The organism is Billgrantia antri (genome assembly GCF_017868935.1).
Lineage (GTDB): Bacteria > Pseudomonadota > Gammaproteobacteria > Pseudomonadales > Halomonadaceae > Halomonas > Halomonas antri.
In genome coordinates, this window is record NZ_CP053383.1 from 2002682 (window position 1) to 2024234 (window position 21553).

21 protein-coding genes are annotated in these 21553 nt (G+C 54.6%); 16 read left to right on the top strand and 5 right to left on the bottom strand.

All coding sequences use genetic code 11. From position 1 onward, the window contains the following. Window positions 1-10 precede the first annotated feature (10 nt). From HNO53_RS09325 to HNO53_RS09385, 13 genes are all read left to right on the top strand, one after another. On the top strand, window positions 11-1003 hold the full coding sequence (locus tag HNO53_RS09325) for a glycosyltransferase family 2 protein (RefSeq protein ID WP_209478052.1): 993 nt from the start codon (window positions 11-13) through the stop codon (window positions 1001-1003). Beyond that, the gene (locus HNO53_RS09330; RefSeq protein ID WP_209478053.1) at window positions 1000-1635 is read left to right on the top strand and encodes a class I SAM-dependent methyltransferase; all 636 of its coding nucleotides are present in this window, start codon (window positions 1000-1002) and stop codon (window positions 1633-1635) included. The genes HNO53_RS09325 and HNO53_RS09330 overlap by 4 nt, the downstream gene beginning before the upstream one ends. A 4-nt stretch (window positions 1636-1639) precedes the next feature. Beyond that, window positions 1640-2521, top strand: coding sequence for a hypothetical protein (locus HNO53_RS09335; protein WP_209478055.1), 882 nt, complete (start codon window positions 1640-1642; stop codon window positions 2519-2521). Next, the gene (locus HNO53_RS09340) at window positions 2505-4754 is read left to right on the top strand and encodes a hypothetical protein (protein WP_209478057.1); all 2250 of its coding nucleotides are present in this window, start codon (window positions 2505-2507) and stop codon (window positions 4752-4754) included. Before HNO53_RS09335 ends, HNO53_RS09340 begins: the two co-directional genes overlap by 17 nt. A 46-nt stretch (window positions 4755-4800) precedes the next feature. Beyond that, window positions 4801-6015, top strand: coding sequence for a methionine adenosyltransferase (metK, locus tag HNO53_RS09345; RefSeq protein WP_209478059.1), 1215 nt, complete (start codon window positions 4801-4803; stop codon window positions 6013-6015). A gap of 69 nt (window positions 6016-6084) precedes the next feature. After that, complete coding sequence (gmd, locus tag HNO53_RS09350) at window positions 6085-7119, top strand: GDP-mannose 4,6-dehydratase (RefSeq protein ID WP_209478061.1); 1035 nt, start codon at window positions 6085-6087, stop codon at window positions 7117-7119. A 25-nt stretch (window positions 7120-7144) separates the two neighbouring features. Beyond that, the gene (locus HNO53_RS09355; RefSeq protein ID WP_209478063.1) at window positions 7145-8044 is read left to right on the top strand and encodes a GDP-mannose 4,6-dehydratase; all 900 of its coding nucleotides are present in this window, start codon (window positions 7145-7147) and stop codon (window positions 8042-8044) included. Beyond that, a complete protein-coding gene (locus HNO53_RS09360; RefSeq protein ID WP_209478065.1) occupies window positions 8041-9234 on the top strand; it encodes a glycosyltransferase family 4 protein in 1194 nt (397 codons plus the stop codon). Before HNO53_RS09355 ends, HNO53_RS09360 begins: the two co-directional genes overlap by 4 nt. Before the next feature lie 12 nt (window positions 9235-9246). After that, on the top strand, window positions 9247-10440 hold the full coding sequence (locus HNO53_RS09365) for a glycosyltransferase (RefSeq protein WP_209478067.1): 1194 nt from the start codon (window positions 9247-9249) through the stop codon (window positions 10438-10440). A gap of 39 nt (window positions 10441-10479) precedes the next feature. Then, window positions 10480-11868 (top strand): undecaprenyl-phosphate glucose phosphotransferase, encoded by a 1389-nt coding sequence (locus HNO53_RS09370; RefSeq protein ID WP_209478069.1) that lies wholly within the window; start codon window positions 10480-10482, stop codon window positions 11866-11868. A 161-nt stretch (window positions 11869-12029) separates the two neighbouring features. Beyond that, window positions 12030-13310, top strand: a complete 1281-nt coding sequence (locus HNO53_RS09375; protein ID WP_242597596.1) for an O-antigen ligase family protein — start codon at window positions 12030-12032, stop codon at window positions 13308-13310. After that, window positions 13258-14268 carry a hypothetical protein gene (locus HNO53_RS09380; RefSeq protein WP_209478071.1) on the top strand — a complete coding sequence of 337 codons (1011 nt, stop codon included), beginning with the start codon at window positions 13258-13260 and terminating at the stop codon, window positions 14266-14268. The genes HNO53_RS09375 and HNO53_RS09380 overlap by 53 nt, the downstream gene beginning before the upstream one ends. Window positions 14269-14366: 98 nt before the next feature. Further along, the gene (locus HNO53_RS09385) at window positions 14367-15452 is read left to right on the top strand and encodes a glycosyltransferase (protein WP_209478073.1); all 1086 of its coding nucleotides are present in this window, start codon (window positions 14367-14369) and stop codon (window positions 15450-15452) included. Between the two features lie 49 nt (window positions 15453-15501). Here HNO53_RS09385 and HNO53_RS09390 read toward each other — a convergent pair whose 3' ends face one another. Further along, complete coding sequence (locus HNO53_RS09390; RefSeq protein WP_209478075.1) at window positions 15502-16209, bottom strand: lipopolysaccharide kinase InaA family protein; 708 nt, start codon at window positions 16207-16209, stop codon at window positions 15502-15504. 12 nt (window positions 16210-16221) lie between these two features. Beyond that, window positions 16222-17280 (bottom strand): glycosyltransferase, encoded by a 1059-nt coding sequence (locus tag HNO53_RS09395; RefSeq protein WP_209478076.1) that lies wholly within the window; start codon window positions 17278-17280, stop codon window positions 16222-16224. A gap of 561 nt (window positions 17281-17841) precedes the next feature. Between HNO53_RS09395 and HNO53_RS09400 the strand changes: the two genes are divergently transcribed. Next, the gene (locus tag HNO53_RS09400) at window positions 17842-18636 is read left to right on the top strand and encodes a glycosyltransferase family 32 protein (RefSeq protein ID WP_242597597.1); all 795 of its coding nucleotides are present in this window, start codon (window positions 17842-17844) and stop codon (window positions 18634-18636) included. Between the two features lie 55 nt (window positions 18637-18691). Here the strand turns inward: HNO53_RS09400 and HNO53_RS09405 are convergent, their stop codons facing one another. After that, on the bottom strand, window positions 18692-19216 hold the full coding sequence (locus tag HNO53_RS09405) for a DUF1269 domain-containing protein (protein ID WP_209478080.1): 525 nt from the start codon (window positions 19214-19216) through the stop codon (window positions 18692-18694). Window positions 19217-19468: 252 nt separating this feature from the next. Here HNO53_RS09405 and HNO53_RS09410 point away from each other — a divergent pair, with 252 nt between their 5' ends. After that, entirely contained in the window at window positions 19469-19759 is a 291-nt protein-coding gene (locus HNO53_RS09410) for a type II toxin-antitoxin system RelE/ParE family toxin (protein ID WP_209478082.1), read from the top strand. A gap of 5 nt (window positions 19760-19764) precedes the next feature. Then, window positions 19765-20070, top strand: coding sequence for a HigA family addiction module antitoxin (locus HNO53_RS09415; protein ID WP_209478083.1), 306 nt, complete (start codon window positions 19765-19767; stop codon window positions 20068-20070). A 26-nt stretch (window positions 20071-20096) separates the two neighbouring features. On the opposite strand, the gene cysQ is transcribed toward HNO53_RS09415, so the two are convergent. Together cysQ and HNO53_RS09425 are read right to left on the bottom strand one after the other, a co-directional pair. Continuing rightward, complete coding sequence (cysQ, locus tag HNO53_RS09420; RefSeq protein ID WP_209478085.1) at window positions 20097-20876, bottom strand: 3'(2'),5'-bisphosphate nucleotidase CysQ; 780 nt, start codon at window positions 20874-20876, stop codon at window positions 20097-20099. Window positions 20877-20925: 49 nt separating this feature from the next. Next, on the bottom strand, window positions 20926-21255 hold the full coding sequence (locus HNO53_RS09425; RefSeq protein ID WP_209478087.1) for a helix-turn-helix transcriptional regulator: 330 nt from the start codon (window positions 21253-21255) through the stop codon (window positions 20926-20928). Window positions 21256-21553: the final 298 nt, after the last annotated feature.

Sequence of the window (21553 nt, forward strand, 5' to 3'; positions counted from 1 at the left end):
GGAATTTAGTTTGAAACTCATCATACAAATACCCTGTTATAATGAAGAAGGCACCCTTGCTATTGCACTTGGTGCACTGCCAAGAGAGGTTCCAGGCTTTGATAAGGTTGAGTGGCTCATTATTGATGATGGCAGCGAAGATGAGACCATTAGAGTTGCACAAGAGAATGGCGTCGATCATATTGTGCGGCATACTCGCAATGAGGGGCTGGCCAAAGGGTTCATGAACGGATTGGATGCCTGTTTGCGCCTGGGAGCGGATGTCATTGTCAACACTGATGCGGACAATCAGTATAATGCAGAGGATATTCCTGCTCTGACCAAGCCTATCACTGACGGTGAAGCGGACCTAGTGGTTGGAGCAAGACCAATCGCGACGATTGAGCATTTTTCTCCCGTAAAAAAGATATTGCAGAAGCTGGGTAGTTGGGTCGTGCGTGTTGCAAGTCGAACCGATATTCCCGATGCGCCCAGCGGCTTCCGTGCCATGTCTCGAAAAGCTGCTCAGCAGATGATGGTTTTCAACGAATACACCTATACATTGGAAACCATCATTCAAGCTGGACAGAAAAACATGGCAATAACATCCGTACCAGTACGGGTCAATGAAGATCTTAGACCATCTAGGTTGTTTAAGAGTATTCCTGCTTATATCCGCCGCTCCATTGTAACGATCGTTAGAATATTTGTCGTTTATCGCCCGTTTCGTTTTTTTGGCATTATTGGTGCCACTCTATTTGGTTTTGGCTTTCTCATTGGATTACGCTACCTCTGGTTCTATTTCAACGGCCAAGGTGATGGGCATGTACAGTCTCTCATATTGGCTAGTGTTATGCTGGGGGCCGGATTTCAAACTATTCTTGTCGCTTTTCTGGCAGATTTGTTGGCTGCAAATCGAAAGATGTTAGAGGATATAAGATATGGGTTAAAATCTGACCAGTATTCTGATGGTGTTAAATGCGAAAAAGTAAATTTAAATAATATGCGGGAGGTCACTAAATGAAAATTTCTGAGGGATTGAAAGAAGATGGCGTAGTCGTTGGTAATTCATACGATAAATATGCATCTCAAAATCCCATTGTACGACGAATTATGAAAGGGTTTTCTGCCTCCCTGTCCGACTTGGTAGATAAAGTTGAGCCAAAAACAATACATGAGGTGGGATGTGGTGAGGGTTACTGGGTTATAGATTGGAATAAACAGGGAATTGATGCACGTGGTAGTGACTTTTCTGATAAAGTTATTAGTTTGGCTAAGGAAAATGCTAAGAGCGCCGGACTGCCTACAGAGAAGTTTTCTACAAGAAGTATTTATGAAATTAATAAAGATGAGGATAGTGCTGAACTTGTTGTATGTTGCGAAGTTCTAGAACACTTGGAAGATCCGAAATCAGGGCTTGAAGCCCTTCATCGTGTGGCTAATAAATATGTAATAGTCAGCGTTCCACGTGAGCCAATTTGGCGTGCGCTCAATCTTGCTCGCGGAAAATATATCGGTAGCCTGGGGAATACGCCCGGCCACATTCAGCATTGGTCTAGTAGGGGAATTGTCGATTTTGTCAGCCGCTACTTTGAGGTGGTTGAGGTAAAAAAACCGTTGCCATGGACTATGATGCTTTGCCGGATCAAGCGGTGAAGAAATGGTTAAAAATTTTCAAATGAAGCGTTTGCTTCATTTATTTGGCGGTGGGGTTGGTCTGCTGGGAGTTGTCTTTGTCCTACTGAAGTTTGACACATACTCAGATCAGATCGATTTCTCTCGATTTCATGTTTCCGATTGGCTGATAGTTGTTTTACTTTCACTGTTTTACGGTGTCGCCAACATTCTATTGGCCCATGCTTGGTGGCATTTACTTTTGTTTAATAAAGTAAAGCCGAGAGTGAAGTGGGCAATTCTAACATATGGGCTATCTCAATTAGCCAAATACGTACCCGGCAATATCTTTCATCTAGCCGGACGCCAGGCTTTGGGCATGGCTGCAGGTTTCCCGGCTCGCGCTCTTGCTAAATCTGCGCTGTGGGAACTAGGACTAATCGTGATGGCTGGCGCCATTTTTGGGCCACTAGTGGTGCCCCTGGTATGGTCTGAATTATCATACCTGATGTCTTATACCTTGTTTTGTGTGGTAGCCATGACATTAATTTTTGTGATAAGTCATTGGTTTTCTAGGGATATAGCTGCGGCTCTGATCTGTCAGATTATTTTCCTAACTATATCCGGTGTGATTTTTATTTTAGTATTGTCACTTGTCGTTCCTAATTATACTGTTTTACCCTCTTTTCCGGCACTGTGTGCTGCTTATGTAATTGCATGGCTTGCTGGACTCGTTACGCCTGGTGCGCCAGCTGGTATCGGAGTTAGAGAAGTTGTGCTTCTTTTTTTCTTGGGTGGTGTTATAGGCCCTGCCGATTTGCTACTAGCAGTGCTTTTGGGGCGAGTTGTGACTATAGCAGGTGATTTGTTTTATTTTTCGGCTAGTTGGTTGTCAAGTATGGGAAAAAATAATGAATCGATCAGCTAGATACTCACAGGAAGCATTGGTACGTTGTATGTTTCTTGTGGCTTTGGTGTTTATTTTTTACGTCAATGGTGCTTTGCCATTTGTTGCTAGTCCTACCTTGGGGCAAGCAGTCTGGGCAGCGGGATTTTCACAATCTTTTCTTAATGAATCTCTTCTAACTATTTACGCACACAACTTTGGCGCCCCTGAGCCTGCTGCTATTGCATTTGGATTGGCCGGGGTATGGCCAACAGCAGCTTTCATGGCGTTAGGTATGAATGCGATAGATGCCTACACGTCTATGATCGTGCTGTGGTTAACTGTTGCATTTTTTTCGGCCTACAAGATAGGGCGCATGTTTGATGTGCCCCGCTTGCTTGCCATTTTAGGTGCATTGGCATGGGGAACCATGCCAATGGTGTGGAACCATTCTGGCTATTCTATGGTATCAACAGGGATTGCGTTGCTTCCGCTATATTTTCTAGCTGCCTTTACCCTGTTTAGAATTGATCTTATGTCTGATATTACATATTCTCAGTTGTTTTTAAAAATATTTTTACCCTATGTTTCCGTATGCTTACTATCCATATTTATGGATGGATACAGTTTTATGATGTTTGCGAGTGGTGCCAGCTTGATTGGTGGATGGGTGTTTATTAGCGAGTCAAGCTCACGTCAGCGAATTTTGGGTCGGCTATGTATTCATTTAATTAGTTTTGGTATCGCATACGCCTGTTATGCTTTATATATTGGTAAGACGCAATTTCATCCTGCTCCGCTTGATTTTTTTCGTGGCTGGGGCGTTGATATCACGTTTCTTTTATTCCCATCCTCGGGTGTTCATTGGCTACCGGATCTTTTGGGATGGAGTGAGTTAAGATCAGGGAGTATTTTTTTCGGTGACTCATCGGTATGGATTACCTCTTTTGCTTTACCGGTTATGGTTGGTGCTATTTTCTCTGCTCTATTCGTTAAGAAGCATTTTGCAACATGGCCCCTAATCTTTATTTTTGTTTTTGGCTTTTATATGGCCTTGGGGCCTTCAATAAAGTTTAATTCTGTAAAGCCTGTGGACTACAGTTCTGGGCCAGCAATGGATGAAAAGTATGCTATTTCACCAACAGGATCAGAGCTTCTTTCCAAATATCTTCCCGGGTTTAAAAATATGAGAGCAAGTTATCGCTGGGGGGCCTTAGGGGCATTTGGTGCATGGGGTTTGATTATGCTTGGTATGTCCCGGTGCCAGAAAAAACCTTTGCTTATATTAAGTTTTTGTTTTCTTGGTGTTGTTTTTGTGTTTAATCTCCCTGACTTGTTTAATAAACATGTCAGTGACGTACGTAACAGATCCATGTTTTTGGATATTGAGTCTCAACTCGTAGATGTCATGGCGGATGATCTTGATTCTAGTGATCGTGTGGTTTTTTTGCCTTGGCGAAACGACTTCCTTGTTAACTACATTGCTTCACGTTTGGATGTAATTTCTTATAATATTGGAGGTGACAAGAATCTTTCTCATGCAAGACAGCACTGGCCGCAAACTCTTCTGAGGTTTCCTATGGGGAAAGTTCACGAAGATTTCACTGAAGATACTTTGTTGCTGCTCGCCAGAAATGAGGCAGATGTGGTGGTGTTGCCTTACATCGATATGCTGAAGGCGGCACACCGTTGGCCTTATCCTGTGGAATATCTTGAGCAACTTTCTCCTGTGGTTTCTGAACTTGAAAATTCAGGTTTTGTTGAAGTTGTTACTAGGGAATATTACTCGGTAGTTCGCTTGAATTCTGAGTATCGGTCCATGGCGACAAGCGAGAGACTGGAGCTCTTGTTAGCAAGAGGGATGTGCTTTGAACCTTTTTGTTTGCGACAGTCTCACTTTCCCTTATCAACACCTAGGCAAGTTGGTGAGTTACGTGGTGGGTCTATAGTCTCTGATGGAAATGAGGGGTTTCTTCGTTTTGGCCCTTATGTTTCTTTTGAGCCTGGAAAATACCACCTTGTGCTCCGTGGAGAGGTAAGAGTAAGTAATGCAGCATGGGTTGATGTGGTCAGCGGTAAAGGGACAGTTCAGCACGAAAAATTTCATATATCGGGTAGGGTTAATGCTCCCGGTGTTATCGCAGAAGGATATGTTGAGCTTGCTGATAAAGTGCAAGATTTAGAGGTTAGGGTTTTTGTTGGTGAAGAGGATGACATAACGCTTAAAGGATATGAGCTCGTCCCAATGGATGTAAATAGTGACGAACAAAATTAAACTAGTTTAATAACTTTTCATGAGTCAAGCAGAGTAAAGGAAAGCAATGAGCGAATACTCCCTGTTCACTTCCGAATCCGTGTCCGAAGGGCATCCGGACAAGATCGCCGACCAGATCTCCGATGCGGTGCTGGACGCCATCATCGCCCGCGACAAGCATGCCCGAGTGGCCTGCGAGACGCTGGTCAAGACTGGCGTGGCGATTGTCGCCGGGGAAATCAGCACCTCTGCCTGGGTCGATCTGGAAGAGCTGGTGCGTCGGGTGATCATTGACATCGGCTACACCTCCTCGGAGGTCGGTTTCGACGGCGAGACCTGCGGCGTACTCAACTTGATCGGCAAGCAGAGCGTGGACATCGCCCAAGGGGTGGATCGCAGCAAGCCGGAGGATCAGGGCGCGGGTGACCAGGGCCTGATGTTCGGCTACGCCACGAACGAGACGGAGTCGTTCATGCCTGCGCCGATCCACTATGCCCACCGCCTGGTGGAGCGCCAGGCCGAGCTGCGCAAGCACGGCCTGTTGCCGTGGCTGCGCCCAGACGCCAAGAGCCAGATCACCTTCCGCTACGACGAGGCGGGTATGCCCTGCGGCGTCGAGGCGGTGGTGCTGTCGACCCAGCATGCGCCGGAGATCGACCAGGAGGAGCTGCGGCGCATGGTCAAGCGCGAAATTATCGAGGAGGTGATCCCCGCCGAGTGGCTCACCGAACAGACCAAGTTTCACATTAACCCCACCGGCAAGTTCGTCATCGGCGGCCCGGTGGGCGACTGCGGCCTCACCGGGCGCAAGATCATCGTCGACACCTACGGCGGCATGGCACGTCACGGTGGCGGCGCTTTCTCCGGCAAGGACCCCTCCAAGGTCGACCGCAGTGCCGCCTACGCCGGGCGCTACGTGGCCAAGAACGTGGTCGCCGCAGGGCTCGCCGACAAGTGCGAGATCCAGGTTTCCTATGCCATCGGCGTGGCCGAGCCCACCTCGGTGTCGATCAACACCTTTGGCACCGGCAAGGTGGACGAGGCGCGTATCATCGAGCTTGTGCGCGAGCACTTCGACCTGCGTCCCTTCGCTATCACCCGTATGCTCGACCTGCTTCACCCGATGTATCGGCTCACCGCGGCCTATGGTCACTTTGGCCGTGAGCCCTTCGAGGCCAGCTACAACTGGACCGATATCAGCGGCCAAGAGCATACCGAGACCTTTACCGCCTTCCCGTGGGAGAAGACGGACAAAGCTGCAGCATTGAAAGAAGCTTTGTGAGTCCGATACTCAATCATCAGGTGTTTCGGCATAATGTGGGCTTTACCTTTAATGACTACCGATAGGATAATGATGAAAGCCATCGTAACGGGAATTACTGGCCAAGATGGCGCTTATCTGGCCGAGCTGTTGTTGGAAAAGGGCTATACGGTCTATGGTACTTACCGCCGTACCAGCTCCGTCAATTTCTGGCGGATCGAGGAGTTGGGGATTCAGAATCATCCCAACCTGCATCTGGTGGAGTATGACCTGACCGATTTGTCGTCCAGCATCCGCTTGTTGCAGGAAACGCAGGCCACCGAGGTGTACAACCTGGCGGCGCAAAGTTTTGTCGGAGTGTCGTTCGATCAGCCGCTGACCACCGCGGAGATCACCGGCCTGGGGCCGGTGAACCTGCTGGAGGCGATACGCATCGTCAACCCCGAGATCCGCTTCTACCAGGCGTCGACCTCCGAGATGTTCGGCAAGGTGCAGCAGATTCCCCAGACCGAGGCCACGCCGTTCTATCCGCGCAGCCCCTATGGGGTCGCCAAGCTGTATGCCCACTGGATGACGATCAACTATCGCGAGTCCTACGGGATCTTCGGCACCAGCGGTATTCTATTCAACCATGAATCGCCGCTGCGTGGGCGCGAGTTCGTCACGCGCAAGATCACCGACAGCGTGGCCAAGATCAAGCTGGGCGAGCTGGACGTGCTCGAGCTGGGCAACATGGACGCCAAGCGGGACTGGGGCTTCGCCAAGGAGTACGTGGAAGGCATGTGGCGCATGCTCCAGGCCGACAAGCCGGATACCTATGTGCTGGCCACCAACCGCACCGAGACCGTGCGCGATTTCGTCACGCTGGCCTTCAAGGCGGTGGACATCGACCTGCGCTGGGAAGGGCAGGGCGAACAGGAGCAGGGGCTGGATGCCAAGAGCGGCAAGGTGCTGGTCAAGGTCAACCCGAAGTTCTATCGTCCCGCCGAGGTCGAGCTGCTGATCGGCGATCCGCAGAAGGCCAGGGATGAGCTGGGCTGGGAGCCGAAGACCTCGCTGGAAGAGTTGTGTCGGATGATGGTCGAGGCCGACTTGCGCCGGAACGAGCAAGGGTTCTCGTTTTAAGCCACGCATTTCTTCAGGAGGCTGTATGCCAACTGCCCTGGTAACAGGGGCGTCCGGCTTTACCGGGCGCTATATGGTCAAGGCGCTACAGGAAAAAGGCTTTCGAGTGGTCGGGTGGGGCACGGGCCCCACCGGGGCCGACGAGAGTCAGGCATGCGATCTCACCGATGCGGCGGCCGTTCAGGCCGCCGTTTCGCATGCGAAGCCTGATTGGGTCGTGCACCTGGCGGCACTTTCCTATGTGGGCCACGCCGATCAGGAAGCGTTCTATCGCACCAATGTGTTCGGTACACTGAACTTGTTGGGGGCGCTGGCGGAGCTTGACACACCGCCCTCACGGATTCTGGTGGCCAGCAGCGCCAATGTATATGGCACGCCGGGTCTTGAGGTCATCGATGAGACGGTGTGTCCTGCGCCGGTCAATCATTATGCTTGCAGCAAGCTGGCCATGGAGCACATGGTGGCCAACTATTTCGAGGGGCTGCCGCTCGTGATCACCCGGCCGTTCAACTACACCGGCCCGGGGCAGGACGACCGCTTTTTGATCCCCAAGATCGTCAAGCACTTCGCCCGAGGGGAGCGCGTCATCGAGTTGGGAAATATGGATGTCAGCCGCGACTTCACCGATGTGCGGGATCTGGTCGGTGCCTATCTCGCCTTGCTGGATAGCGATGCCCGAGGGCTACGGGTGAATATCGCCTCCAACAAGGCCACGGCACTGCGCACGTTGATTGAGACCATGAACGAACTGGCCGGCTATGAGATCGAGGTCAGGGTGAACCCCGATTTCGTCCGGGCCAACGAGATTCCGCGATTGCGTGGCGATAGCACCCGGTTGCATTCACTGACCGGATGGAAGCCGTGCTACGATTTGCATGATACGTTGGCGGATATGCTGGCACATGAACAAGGAATGTTGGCTTGAAGTTGACGATAGGCCTCGATGCACTGACTCCACCCTTGACAGGCATCGGCTACTACACCCTGAACCTGCTGGAAGCGTTTCGAGATTACCCCGATATCGAGCTGAGCGGTATTTCCTATCGGGGGCTTTGGTCTCGCGAGCAGATCGAACAATCGCTGACACAAGCCAGTCAGCCGCCGCCGGTCCAGGCACGGCAAGGCTCTTCGGCAGCCCGTTGGCATCGCCTGCGGGTGGCCGCCCGCGATGTGCCGGCGGCCTACCATGCCGCCAAATGGTGGCGCGGCCGCAAGTGCGGGCAATTGCTGGCGAACCTGGATAGCCGCACGATCTACCACGAGTCCAACTTCGTAGGCTACCCGTTTCGCGGGAAAACGGTGATTACCGTACATGACCTGTCGCATAGCCGGTTTCCGGAAGCCCATCCACCGTCGCGGGTGGCGTACCTCAATCGGCACCTTCCAAAAGCAGTCCAGCAGGCGTCGGCTATTATCGCGGTAAGTGAGTCTACCAAGCGCGAGCTGCTCGAACTGGGGTTGGAGACGGACCCATCGCGCATCCATGTGACGCACCTGGGCTGTGAAGCGGGCTTCCATCCCCGCGATGAACCATCCACCCAGCCATATTTGCAGCGGCTGGGGTTGCGTTGGCGGGGCTTCGTGCTGGCGGTGGCGACCCTGGAGCCACGCAAGAACTTCGAGGGGTTGCTGCGGGCCTACCAGGCCCTTCCTCCCGAGCTTGCCCGCGAGTATCCCCTGGTACTGGCCGGGGGCGGTGGCTGGAAGGGAGCGGGGCTGAAGCGTCTGATCGCCGAGGTGAAACCCCCGCATCGGGTGATTGTTACAGGCTACCTGCAACGGCCCGAGGTGCAGGCATTGATGGCTTCCGCTGCCGTGTTTGCCTATCCATCGCTCTATGAAGGATTCGGTTTACCGGTTCTCGAGGCCATGGCCAGTGGCACCCCTGTGCTGACATCCGACAATACTTCCCTGGGGGAAATCGCCTCGGGAGCGGCCATGACGGTCCCGCCGCACGAGATCGAGGCGATCGAACAGGGACTGACTCTACTGCTCCGTGACGATAGCCGGCGTGATAAACTCCGTGCCCTTGGGTTGCAGCGAGCGGGAGAGTTTTCCTGGCAACGCTGCGCCGCACAGACGCTAGAGGTATATCGCATGGTGGACGGGGCATGAGCAAGGGGTGTCATGGCGGCTAGCACGACAAGCTCGGTCAGGAAGGTGTTGCTGGTCTATAAGCACTATGCACCCGACACTGGCGGTATCGAAACCGCTGTCAAGCAGTACGTGCAGTGGTATCAGGCCATGGGCCACGAAGCGACTGTGCTGTGTTGTGCGACCTCGGGTAGCGCGACGCGCCGCGAATGCGTCGATGGGGTACGGGTCATTCGCTGTGGCTCGTGGGGCCACTTGAAGTCGGTCCCCTTGTCACCGGCCTTCTTCTGGCATTACTGGCGGGAAACGCGCGCCGCCGATCTGGTGCATGTGAACCTGCAGTTTCCTTGGGCCAGTATGGGTTATTGGTTGTTCGGTCGCATGCGTAATTGCCAATGGCTGGTGAGCTACCACATGGATGTGCATCGGCAGAAGTTGCTGAAGCGTTTGACCTATCCCTTCGATCGCTATCTGCTGACACGTGCCGATCAGGTGATCACCGGCAGCCCCAAGCTGCGTGAACACTCCGAGATGCTCTCGGCCATCGAGCGCGATATCGCCATTCTGCCTTACGCCCTGGAGGGCGGGTGCGTCGAGGCGGCACTGGCCCCGACGGCGCCTGCCCGCGAGGCGGAACAGGAGCTGCCGGCACCCGGCTACTTCGTCTTCTTCGGGCGCTTAGTGGAATACAAGGGAACGCGCCCCATGGCGGCGGCCATGCGGCGGCTGGCGGTGGAAGCCCCGGGGGTTCGCTTCGTGGTGTTTGGCCGTGGCCCGGAGCAGGAGGCCTTCGACCGGCTGGCTAAGGAGTTTCCAGAGCAGGTGACGGTGATTCCTGAGTTCGTCAGCGAGCGCCGAAAATATCAGTTGATCTCGCGTTCGGCCGCGGTACTCTTCCCTTCGGTGTATCCTTCCGAAGCTTTCGGCATCGCCCAGCTGGAGGCCATGGCCTGTGCCAAGCCGATCATCAACTGCTGGTTGAATAGCGGTGTCAACTGGGTAGCACCCGATCAGGAGTGTGCGATAACCGTGGCTCCGCACGATGTGGAGGCGCTGGTGGCCGCCATTCAAAAGCTCGACTCAGACCCCGAGTACCGCCGTTTACTGGGCGATGCCGCCCGTGAACGCTTTCTCAAGGAGTTTTCCGAGACAGTGGTAGCCAAGCGGTTTCAGCATTTGGTGACGAGCGTATTGGATGAAGTGAGCCGGGTCTCGTGTGTTGGATGAGTGATTTCACCTGTTAATGCTGATGGAGTGGTTGCCTTCATGGGGCAGGCAAGAAATAGAAGTCCGATAACTGAACGCTATCCTGCGCAGGTTTTCGTACCGCTGGTGGATGTACTTTCAGTTATCGTGAGTGGGATACTGGCCCATTACCTCCGCTTCGGTACTTTTGACGTACATGAGCGCTTCGTTATCGGAATGTTCCTGATTGCAATTTTCGTGGTCATGGCCAATTTCATTGATGACGCTTATGTACGTTGGCGCACGACCCGCCTGGCCACCATTCTTTTTCATTTGGTGGGGGTCTGGTTGGTGGTCACGCTTATGGCGACCTCGATCATCTATCTGGCCGAAGCTTCCGTTCGTTACTCGCGTCTCTGGCTAGGCATGACGATGGTTTTTTCACTAGTGCTGGCTGGGGGCTTCCGAGTCGCAGTAATGCTGGCCTTGAAATATGCCCGCGCCAAAGGCAAGAATCTGCGTGGAGTATTCCTGGTCGGGCCGGGCACGAATATACTCAATGTGGCCAGAAGCATGCGAAAGTCGCCAGGGGAGGGCTTCGCTATATCTGGCGTACAGCGTTTGAATGGCAAGCCGAATCGAGACTTCTTGGAATGCGTGGCACGGCGTGTCGAAGCTTCTGAAGCTAGAGAGGTATGGATCTGCCTGCCATTGGAAATGGGGAGTACAGTACGCGAGATCATGCATGCCTTGCGGCATCAGACGGTGGAAGTCCGGTTCATTCCCGAGTTCGGCGAGATTCAACTGCTTAACCACCAGATCAGCGAGGTCGCGGGGCGTTTCGCCATCGACCTGAGCGTGACACCGATGGTGGAGACGGCGCGTTTCGTCAAACGAGTCGAGGATATCGTACTGGGGTCGCTCTTCCTGCTGATATCGTTACCGGCCTGCTTGGTGATCGCCATAGTCCTAAAGTGTCAATCACCAGGGCCGGTATTGTTCAAGCAGTATCGTATGGGTATCAACGGCAAGCATTTCAAGGTTTATAAGTTTCGTTCGATGGAAGTTCACGAGGAGTCGAATGGCCAGGTGACTCAGGCGCGTCGCGGTGATCCTAGGGTGACGAGATTTGGTGCTTTTCTGCGGCGCACTTCGCTTGATGAGTTACCGCAGTTCTATAACGTTCTTCAAGGGCGTATGTCGATCGTTGGGCCGCGGCCTCATGCATTGGCGCATAATGAACAATACAAAGAGCTAGTCGAGTCTTACATGAAGCGCCACAAGGTCAAGCCTGGAATGACTGGTTGGGCGCAAGTCAACGGATTTAGAGGAGAAACGGATACCTTGGATAAGATGGAAAGGCGTGTAGAGCACGACCTCTGGTACATCAACAATTGGTCGCTTTGGCTGGACTTGCGAATCATCGCGATGACCATCGCCAAGGGATTCGCCAACCCTAATGCTTACTGAGGCATCAAATACGGCATTGCGGCGCCTACTGGGGCTAGCTTGCCTTGAATGTGCGAAAAATCATATGAGTAGGCCGCTTAAGGATGCGCTGGCCTGGCTGGGATGTGGTAGGATATTGCCCCCTGGATCAGCTAAGCTATTGACTCGTGAATGCCCACAGCGTGACAACCACATTGCCCAGCGCCTCGAATAGAACCGCTTTTTTAAACTTGTACACGAGCTTTGCCGTTTTCCTGCTTGGTGCCATCGCCTTGGTAGTGCCCAGTGGCTACTCGGTCGGGGCGCTACTGCTACTGTTGGGCAGTGCCTGGCTGCTGGTGGTGCGCCCTACACTGGAGTTGTCTCGCCAGGACTGGCTGGTGATCGCTGCGTTGTTCTCTTATGCCATTGTTGGCATGGTGGCAGCATGGGTGGACGGGCAGGGCACGCGCGGATTGGATAAACCGATACGCTTTTTGTTGGCCGTGCCTGCCATGCTACTGGTAATGGCCTATCCACCACGCTTGGCCTGGATGTGGAGCGGCATCATTCTGGGTGCCATCGGCGCGGGGAGCTGGGCGGGCTGGCAGAAGCTGGTGGCAGAGGTGGCGCGAGCAGAGGGTTACACCTACGTCATCCAGTTCGGCAATCTGAGTATGCTGCTTGGCATCTTTTGCCTGGCGGGGTTGGGGTGGGCGGTAGTGCAGCCACGGCGTTGGCCTTGGGTGCTGCTGCTGCTGGTCGGCGCGCTCATGGGCATTCTAGGCTCGCTGTTCTCGGGCAGCCGTGGTGGCTGGATCGGTTTTCCCTTCGTGTTGTTGGTGCTTTACCGCGGCTATGGCAGGCAGCTTTCTGCCAGGCTCAAGGTAGCTGCGCTGGCTTTGATGGTGTCGGGGGCTATGCTGGTCTATGTAGTGCCGCAAACGGGTGTGCAACCACGTATTCATCAAGCCGTCGACAACATTTCGCAGTATGCCTCCGGCGAGAACCGGCGCACGTCGCTTGGTGATCGCTTCGAAATGTGGCGCGGTTCGGCACTCTTGGTGCTGGAAAAACCGATCATCGGATGGGGCACTGAAGGTTACCAGGAAGGTATGCAGCGCCTGGCGGACGAAGGCGTGATCAACCCCTATGTTACCCGTTACGGGCATGTGCACAATGAGTTTCTTGACGCCTTTGTGAAGCGAGGGTTGATAGGCCTTGCCGTGCTGCTGGCTCTCTATCTCATACCGCTGCGCTTATTTCTCAAGCATTTCAAGACGCAAGACATGGAGTTACGCTCACTGGCGGTGGCAGGAGCGTTGTTGCCCGTTGCCTATATAGACTTCGGCTTGTCCCAAGTATTTATGGCGCACAACAGCGGTGTGATGATGTATGCGTTCTGGTTGGCTGCTCTTTACGGAACCTTGCATGCTAAACCCCTTCTCACTTCCACAAATGAAGGCACTGTTTCCAAAGGGTGAAGGGATGCGCCTGAATCTCCAAGAAAAGAGACATAAAATCCCCATCGCACCAGCCGGTGATCCTGCCTTCAATATATTGTATGATACTTGCATGCGCTGGCCAATTCTTAGAGCAAGAATGCAGGTCGCAGCGCGCGAGAAATTCCAGTCCGGTATTGGTATACCAGTCGAGCGGGGATTGCTGCGCTGGTGGATGTTAGGCTACCCTGGCTCCGAGTTTCTGGAGTGTTATGGATTGCCCCGCCGTGCAATCGAAAGCTACCTAGGCAATTCATTGATCCTGCACGTCAATCCTCGCGAGCTGATTCGCAGCACAGATTGGCGTGGCTACTCGTATAAACTCAGACCATCCTCTTCGGCTTTTATTTGGGGCGGGGAGTGGGATGTGCGGCGTGGCGACCTGCGTTTTGGTACGCGGTATCGGTTTATTAGCGAACTCGACGAGCATAGGAATGACCTAACGCGTACCGAACGCTTTGCTCAGCTGGCTACTCAGCTCAATGCTGGGCGTCCCTGGACTTCCCATCAGCAAGGAGTGCTGCTGAATTCACGGGAGCGTATTCTGGCATATCTGCATGTATATCTAGGGTTTCTCGATGATATGGCTAAGAATGGCTTCGATGAGACTCGCGGCAAGGATGAACTTGGTGTGGCTGTCAGTCGCGAGGGGCGGCTGCTGAAAATTAACCGAGGTCTGCACCGACTGGCCATGGCGCAGCGACTGGGACTGGCTTCGGTACCGGTACGAGTGAGGGCGGTGCACCGCGAATGGTGGTACCGAACGATAGGAGAGGCTAAAGGGTGGGCTGCCCTTGAACGTGCGATAACAGGCCTGAAAGGTTGCGTGCCGGAAACGCAGCCGGGCGAGTTGGACCCTGTCGAATGGACTGAAGCATTCAAGTGGCCAGCCGCTCGAGTTGTCGCATACAAAGGAGCAGGTAAAGAGGGCATTGATTAGTATTACATGTTTTTTCACTGCTATAAGTTAGTGGTGATTATTTATGATAACGCCGCCTGATGCACAACCATGGTTAAGATCCTTTCTGAGATGCTGAAATGAGTGATGTACTGTTTATTGTGGATCACCTCGATACTGGCGGTGCTCCCGTTGTGGTTCGTAATCTTTGCGTGGCCTTGATGCGAAAGGGAGCTAAAGTCACATTGGTGGTTCTAAGTGATCGTATATCTCACCAAGTGCCATCTGAGATTGAACTTTACCGCTTGCCTTTTATTCCTAAAGGACGATGGCAACGGCAGCGTAGGTATCATTTACATGCTCGTAAACTGAACATTTTATTGGCGTCGTTGGGGGATCCTAAACCATCTCTGGTGGTGGCGCACTTGCATCATGCCCATCAGGTGGTCCGAAAAAGCTGTCTTTCAGCTCAGGCTTGGTACTGTCTCCATTCCGACCCGGAGATGTCTTTTCTGGGTAATAAGCGGGCTTTTGCCCGCATGCTGAAACGCTGCAAGGTACGTAGTTTGTACAGCAGTAGACGTTTAATTGGTGTGTCGCAAGGAGTTATTGACTCGCTGCATCGTAGTTTTGGTGTGGAGGGCAGAGCTAGGGTTGTTATTCAAAATCCTCTGGATCTAGAAACTATCGTTAAGGATAGTCAAGAGCCAATTAATGATGTCCCTGATGAATTTTTAATCTTCGTTGGTCGGCTCGAACAACGCTCGAAACGATTTGATCGATTACTAAAAGCTTATCGGGATAGCGGCATAAACCATCCGCTTGTTGTAATTGGGGAAGGAAAAGACCGTGTGTTCATAGAAAAGGAGATAGAGCGACTCGGATTACATGAACGGGTAATCTTGCTAGGGCATCGTGATAATCCATATGCTTATATGAAACGTGCGCATGCGTTGATCCTAAGCTCTGATTATGAAGGATTTTCACTGGTTATTGCCGAAGCTTTGGCTTGTGGCACTCCCGTGGTGAGCACCGATTGCCCTTCAGGGCCGCGTGAAATTCTTACGGGCGAGCTGGCGCGGTATCTTGTCATGGTTGATGATAATGTGGCATTAGCATCATCTATACGAGAAGTCATGGAAACGCCGCCTAATGTTTCATCAGGTGTCGTTTCTCACTTGGCTGCTGATAATGTTGCAGCCCAATATTTGGCGCTTTCGGATTAATAACTATAAGCGGCCACGAAACTTAAGTTCGAGATGTATGGCCAATAGGTTAATTTCTGAACCACGATGCATGTGCTAATTCCTCGACATGCTTTTTGTACTTTTCGCCATTTAGTTTGTTTTTTGTAAACATGCTTGATATTGCCGGCCATTGGTCGGCAATTTTTGTTGGTAGGCGTCGAACGTGGGAATCGACCCAAATGAGTTCTTCGTCCTTGGTTAGTAACAGGTTGTTATAGTGCAGGTCACGATGCACATAGCCAGTGTGCGCTAGCTGAATGACTTCTGCACAAAAACGCTCAAGAAAAGCTATACGATTCGCTTCGCTCATTTCTTTGAACACTTCTCCGCCGGGGCGTGCATCATGGACCTGTTCCATCAGCAACAGCGAGGCATTACGGTTGCCGGGGTTGAGCGAGAGGCCCCAGCCATGGCAGCGGGGCGTGGCCAGGCCGGCGCGCCTCAGGATTCGCAAGCTGTTGTACTCCTTGCGGGCATCGCACTGTGCCAGCCAGCGTTTCTCGATGTAATCGCGCAGCAGCCATTTCAGCGGGGCCTGCGCTTTTCTGAATTTGTCCGGCACGACCTTGGCCAATAGCTTGCCGTCACGCGAAACGAAGAAGCGGCTGCTGCCGATGGCCTCGAATTGCGCGGTGGTTGTCGTGCTGGCGAGCGCGAGCTTGTCGGGCAGGCCGTTGGCATGGAAGACGAGATAGCGGCGACGGCGATCGTCGAACGGGATGTCGAGCAGTTTCATGTCATGCCCCGTTCACAGTGACTCGAACTGAGGGATGACGTTCTCGGCGAGAAACTGCTGATAATAGCGCTCATCGATCTCGACCGGCGATTGGTCCATTCGGGTGATGGCGTCGGCCAGGCCTTTTTCGTCTTCCTGCCCGACGAGGAAGCTGGCCAACTCGCCCGTGAGGATCTCCCGGGGCCCGCTGGGGCAATCCACGCTGATGACCGGGGTATGCAGCAGCAGCGCCTCGATGAGCACGCGGGGCAACCCTTCGGCATCGGAGGTGAGCACCAGCGCCTTGGCCTGCTGGATGAAAGGATAGGGGTTGGTGCGGTAGCCGAGCATGGTGACCCTGTTCTCGAGCCCCAGTTCGGCGATCAACTGCTTGATTTCCCCCTCGGTTTCCCCTTTTCCGAGCAGCAGCAAGGGCGTTTCGACGCCACTGCGGGCGTAGGCGCGAAGCAGACGATCCTGCCGCTTGACGTGGGTAAAGGCCCCGACGTGGAGGAAGTACTCGTTGAGGGGAAGCGAAACCTCTTCCTTGGCCATCTCCAGGAAGGGCTGCCGTTCGTAGGGGTTATAGATGGTCTGGATGTACGCCGGCCTGATGCCGACGATGTCTTGCAGATTCTGCTCTACCCCACGGGATACGGCGATGATCTTGCGTCCGTTGTAATAGGTGCGCTGCTTGGAAAATTTCTTTTCTCGCTTGGCGGAGTGACGAAACTGGGCTGAGGTATCGCCCTTTATCCAGAAGTACAGGTTGGGATGCTGTATGTGCCGGGTAATTCTGTCGCAGGAGCAAGAGAGCACGACATCGGCTTGGTAATCGTGAATGGCTTTGGCGATCTGCTTCGCTTGCCACTTTTCCACCCAGCCATTAGTGATGGCCTTGGTGAAGCGATTGACGACGGCCAGGTTGACGATGTCGAGGCCTTCGGGAATGCGATGCTCGATGCGCTCGCGCAGCGTGAAGACGCGCACCGTGTGGCCGCGTTGACGCAGCCCGTCAGCGGTATACAGCAGCGATTTTTCCGCGCCGCCGCCATAAAGGTCGGAAATGACAAAGGCGAACCGTTTCAACATCGCATCCGTGCTCCACACTCCGTATTGGTTAGCCATGTAGATGGGCCATGTCGATGGGCGGCCAGTTTACCCGATACCCACCAACGCGCCTAGGCGGCCGGCCCGGAAGCACATTAGGCGATAAGCGGGCCCGCCCGCTGACCGTTGATTTCGTTTCTGTTTTCTCTCGACCGCGAGCCGCAACGTTGTGCTAGGCTCTGCCTGAAAAGTCGGCGAGCGAAGGCCAGACAAGGCAAATATCGGCGAAAAGACGGAGTTTACGGGGTGTAAATGAGTACTTTGAGCCGATTTTTAACGCCGTATGGCCGAGCGTAGCCAGTTTTCGGACAGAACCTTGAGTCCGCATCTGGCGCGCAGCGCAGCATCCTCCGTCGTAAGGCGGCGAGGGAACTGGCCTGCCGTGAACCTGTCGTAGGGGAGCCAACATCCGCCCGCAGCCGTGCCAGGCGAAGCCCGGTATGGGCGCGGAGCAGGTGAAGGCAGATCACCATGGAGGGATCATCGCAGTGGGACGCGCGACGCATCGGTGGATGCCGGGCGTGCTCTAACAGAGGATGCAGGGTGAAGAATACAGGCATTCTGGCTTTCGCCAGGTTGGTCAAGCTGCTGGCTAACATCACCAAGATGGCGTCGTATGGCTTCCATTACGTTTTTCCCCACAAGCGATTCACCATTCCCGAACGTGCCGCGCCGTGGTGGGGCTCGAAGCAGTCATCCCAGGTGCCGCGCATCATCTGGCAAACCAACTTCACCGACAAGGCCACGCTGCCGGTCTATCTGAACTATCTCTTCAACCGTTTGATGGCACCGAGCTTCGAGTACCGCTTCATGATCACCGAGGCGCGCTCGGACTTCATTCGGGAGCATTTCTCGCCGCAGATCTTCGAGGCCTATTCGCGCTTGCAGGTGGGGGCGGCCCAGGCCGATTTCTGGCGCGTACTAGTGCTGCAGAAGCACGGCGGGGTCTACCTGGATATCGATGCCCATGCGGTGTGGCCGCTGGCGCGAATCGTCAGGCCAGAGCTGGATGAACTCTATATCACCACCCGCCGTGGTGACATCAGCAACTATTTCATCGCCAGCAAGCCAGCGAACCCCCGCATCAAGCGCATTGGCGAAACCATTCTCGCCAATATCGAGAACGAGACCGATAAGAACATTTTCGAGCTGACCGGGCCTGGGGTCTTCAACCAGGTGTTGCCGCGCCATGAGGTGCCCACGGCCTGCTACCGCACAACCTGCAATCAGGGCAATTTCACCAACGAGTACTTTCAGTACATCGACAAGCCCCAAGGCAAGTGGACGCGGCAGCAGCAGAAAGTCGACGTGGTGCGCAAGCGCGAGGCGGTGGATTAGGCTTGGGGTGTTAAATCCGTGTGCGAGCCGCCGATACCCGGCCAGGCCGGTTGAGTCAGTGGCCCTCACCCGCATGCTGCTCACGCTCTTGCGCGGTCACTTTTTCGATCACCACTTCGGGGTGGTAGCGCTTGATCACGTTCCGGTAGTCGCCTTCTCGTTCGTCCGGTACGTCGATGATCAGCAGCATGGCGCCACGCTTGATCGCCTTGTCGTACTTGTCGACCTTGATGTCCTTCACCGAGACGCCAACCATCGTGCTCGCCCATACCCCGAACAGTGCCCCGAAGAGCGTCATGCCGAGGGCCATCCAGACGATGTTCGTGTCGACCAGCACGTAGTGCGCGACCAGGCCTAGCACCAAGCCGAGTAGTGCCCCGACGACGGCGCCGCGCTTCGAGGCGTTGACGACATCGGAAGTCTGAATCAGCGTGGCGACGGGTACCCCTTCCTTTTCCAGAGGCTGCCAATCCTTGCCCATGACGTGCAGGTGGTCCTTGGTCAGCCCCATCGCGTTCAGTTCATTGACGATGTCGGTAGTGGTCTCCCTGTCGGGGATCAGAAAGTACAGGCGCTGCATTGCGTCCTCCCTGGCCCTGAGGCCTTGTGACATTCGCTTTGCCTCTTCCTGTACTGGTAGGTGTAGCAGCCATGCGGCGCTCCTGGCCAGTTCACTGCCTGGCCGGCAAGCATCGAGGCCGTTGTGCTGCTGCGTCAGGGCTGGTGCCCCCACACCACGAAATTCGTGATCTCAACAAGTTATTCGTTCATGGCACGGACTGGCTTGATTTATACCGTGAGGCGGTATAGTGTAATTGGAAAGGGGGCAGGGATGATCGACAGTTTTCGTGATGCGTGGCTCGAGGCATATTTCGTCGATGGCATAGCTCATAGGCGAATACCTAACGCAATCGAGTCAGCCTTGACCAGGAAGTTGGACATTATCGAAGCCGCAGCGGAGGAGAACGACCTTCGCGTTCCTCCTGGTAATCGGTTCGAGCACCTGAAAGGTCAGCTGGAGGGAAAGTGCTCGATTCGCGTCAATAAGCAATACCGGCTCATTTTCGAGTGGGATGGCGAGAGGGCACACAACGTTTATCTGGATTCTCACACTTACAGGTGATCGTAATGTTCAAGATCAATCGCAAACCTACTACTGTCGGTGAGATGCTGACACATGAATTCCTCGAGCCATTCGATCTCAGCCAAACCAAACTGGCCGAAAGGATGGGCGTTTCTCCACGCCTTGTGAACGAGCTATGCCGGAACAAGAGGGCCGTGACAGCGGATACCGCGCTGATGCTTTCCCGCGTTTTCGGTACTTCCCCACAATTCTGGCTGAATCTGCAACAGAAAGTGGATCTATGGGAAGCGGTGCATGACGCCAAGCGACTCGAGCGCATCGAGAAAGCCCAGCCGCTTGAATGTGCGTGATCCGAGAGAGCCATAGTGCCGCTGCGTCAGGGCTGGTGCCCCCACACCACGAAATGAGGGTTAAGGTGGCGCTCGGGCGTGGCGTAGCTGAGCGCCTCGCCATTCAGGTTTTCCACGCGGCCACCGGCCTGTTCGACCACCGCCTGGGCGGCGCCTGTGTCCCATAGGCAGGTGGGGCCGAGGCGGGGATAGACGTCGGCCCGGCCCTCCGCTATCAGGCAGAACTTCAGCGAGCTGCCCATCGGTACCAGATCATGTTCCCCTAAGGTATCCAGCCAGGCCGCCAGGTCGGGGCTGGCATGTGAGCGGCTGCCCATCACGCGCCATCTGGCACCTGCGTCAGGCTTGCCAGCGGCACGGATCGGCGTGCGCTTGCCGTTCGCGTCGACCTTGAACGCACCAACGCCCTGCGCTGCCAGGTAGGTGAGCTTCAGCGCCGGCGCCACCACCACGCCCAGCACCGGCTTGCCATGCTCGATCAGCGCGATGTTGACGGTGAACTCGTCGTTGCGCTTGATGAACTCCTTGGTGCCGTCCAAGGGGTCGACCAGCCAATAGCGCCCCTTGTCATCGGGCCCCGGAAAGCCCGCGATGTCCTCTTCCGAGAGGATCGGAATCGCCCCAGGCAAGGCCTTCAGCGCCGTGATGATAACCTCGTGGGCAGCCTTGTCGGCTTCGGTGAGGGGGCTGTCGTCCTCTTTCACTTCGACCGAGAAATCGCGGGCGTAGACCCGCATGATGGCCTCGCCGGCTTGTTGGGCGATGCGCTCCACGGCGTCGAGCAGTTCAGCGAGACTGGCGGGCATTCGGGGCTCCTGGCGAAACGTCGAATTCGTCTAGGGAATTTAACTAATTCTACGTTAATTCTGCGGGAGACTTGGTTAAAGCCAGCGCCTTCTCCAGCAGCGCGGGCTGGCGAGGCAACAGCCCGACCCTGAGCCCCAACGGCCGAAATACGCGATTCATGACCGCCAGCGAGACGTTGCCCTTGCCCCGCTCAATGTCCGACAGGGTGCGCCGGCTGACACCGACCAGGTCGGCGTAGGCTTGTTGCGAAAGCCCCAGCGTATTGCGGCGCAGCCGGCGCAGCGCCTCGCCTTCCTCGATCACTCCTTCCGCCAGCTCTTGAACGACGGCCAGCAGCGCCTGTTCACGCTCCTCTGGCGACAGCGTGCGCTTCTTCATATCAGCATTCCGTTCAAACCAGCCCCCAGCGTGCCAGTCGCGTTTCCAGCGAACTCAGGCCGACGGCGGGCATGTCGAGTATACGCTTCGGCACGCCACGCTCCGCCAGGCGATCCCGTAGCCCGATGAGGCGGGCGGCGGTGGCGCGCAGGGCCGTGCGTGCCGCGCGCCGGTTCAGAAATGGTCAAGGTGGCGGCATCGTGCCAGCGGTGGTCGAGGTAGGTCTGTATGGTGAGCTGCATACGGGAAGCCATTGAGCACGATAATGCTCAATTGTAGCCGACGATCCAAATACTGT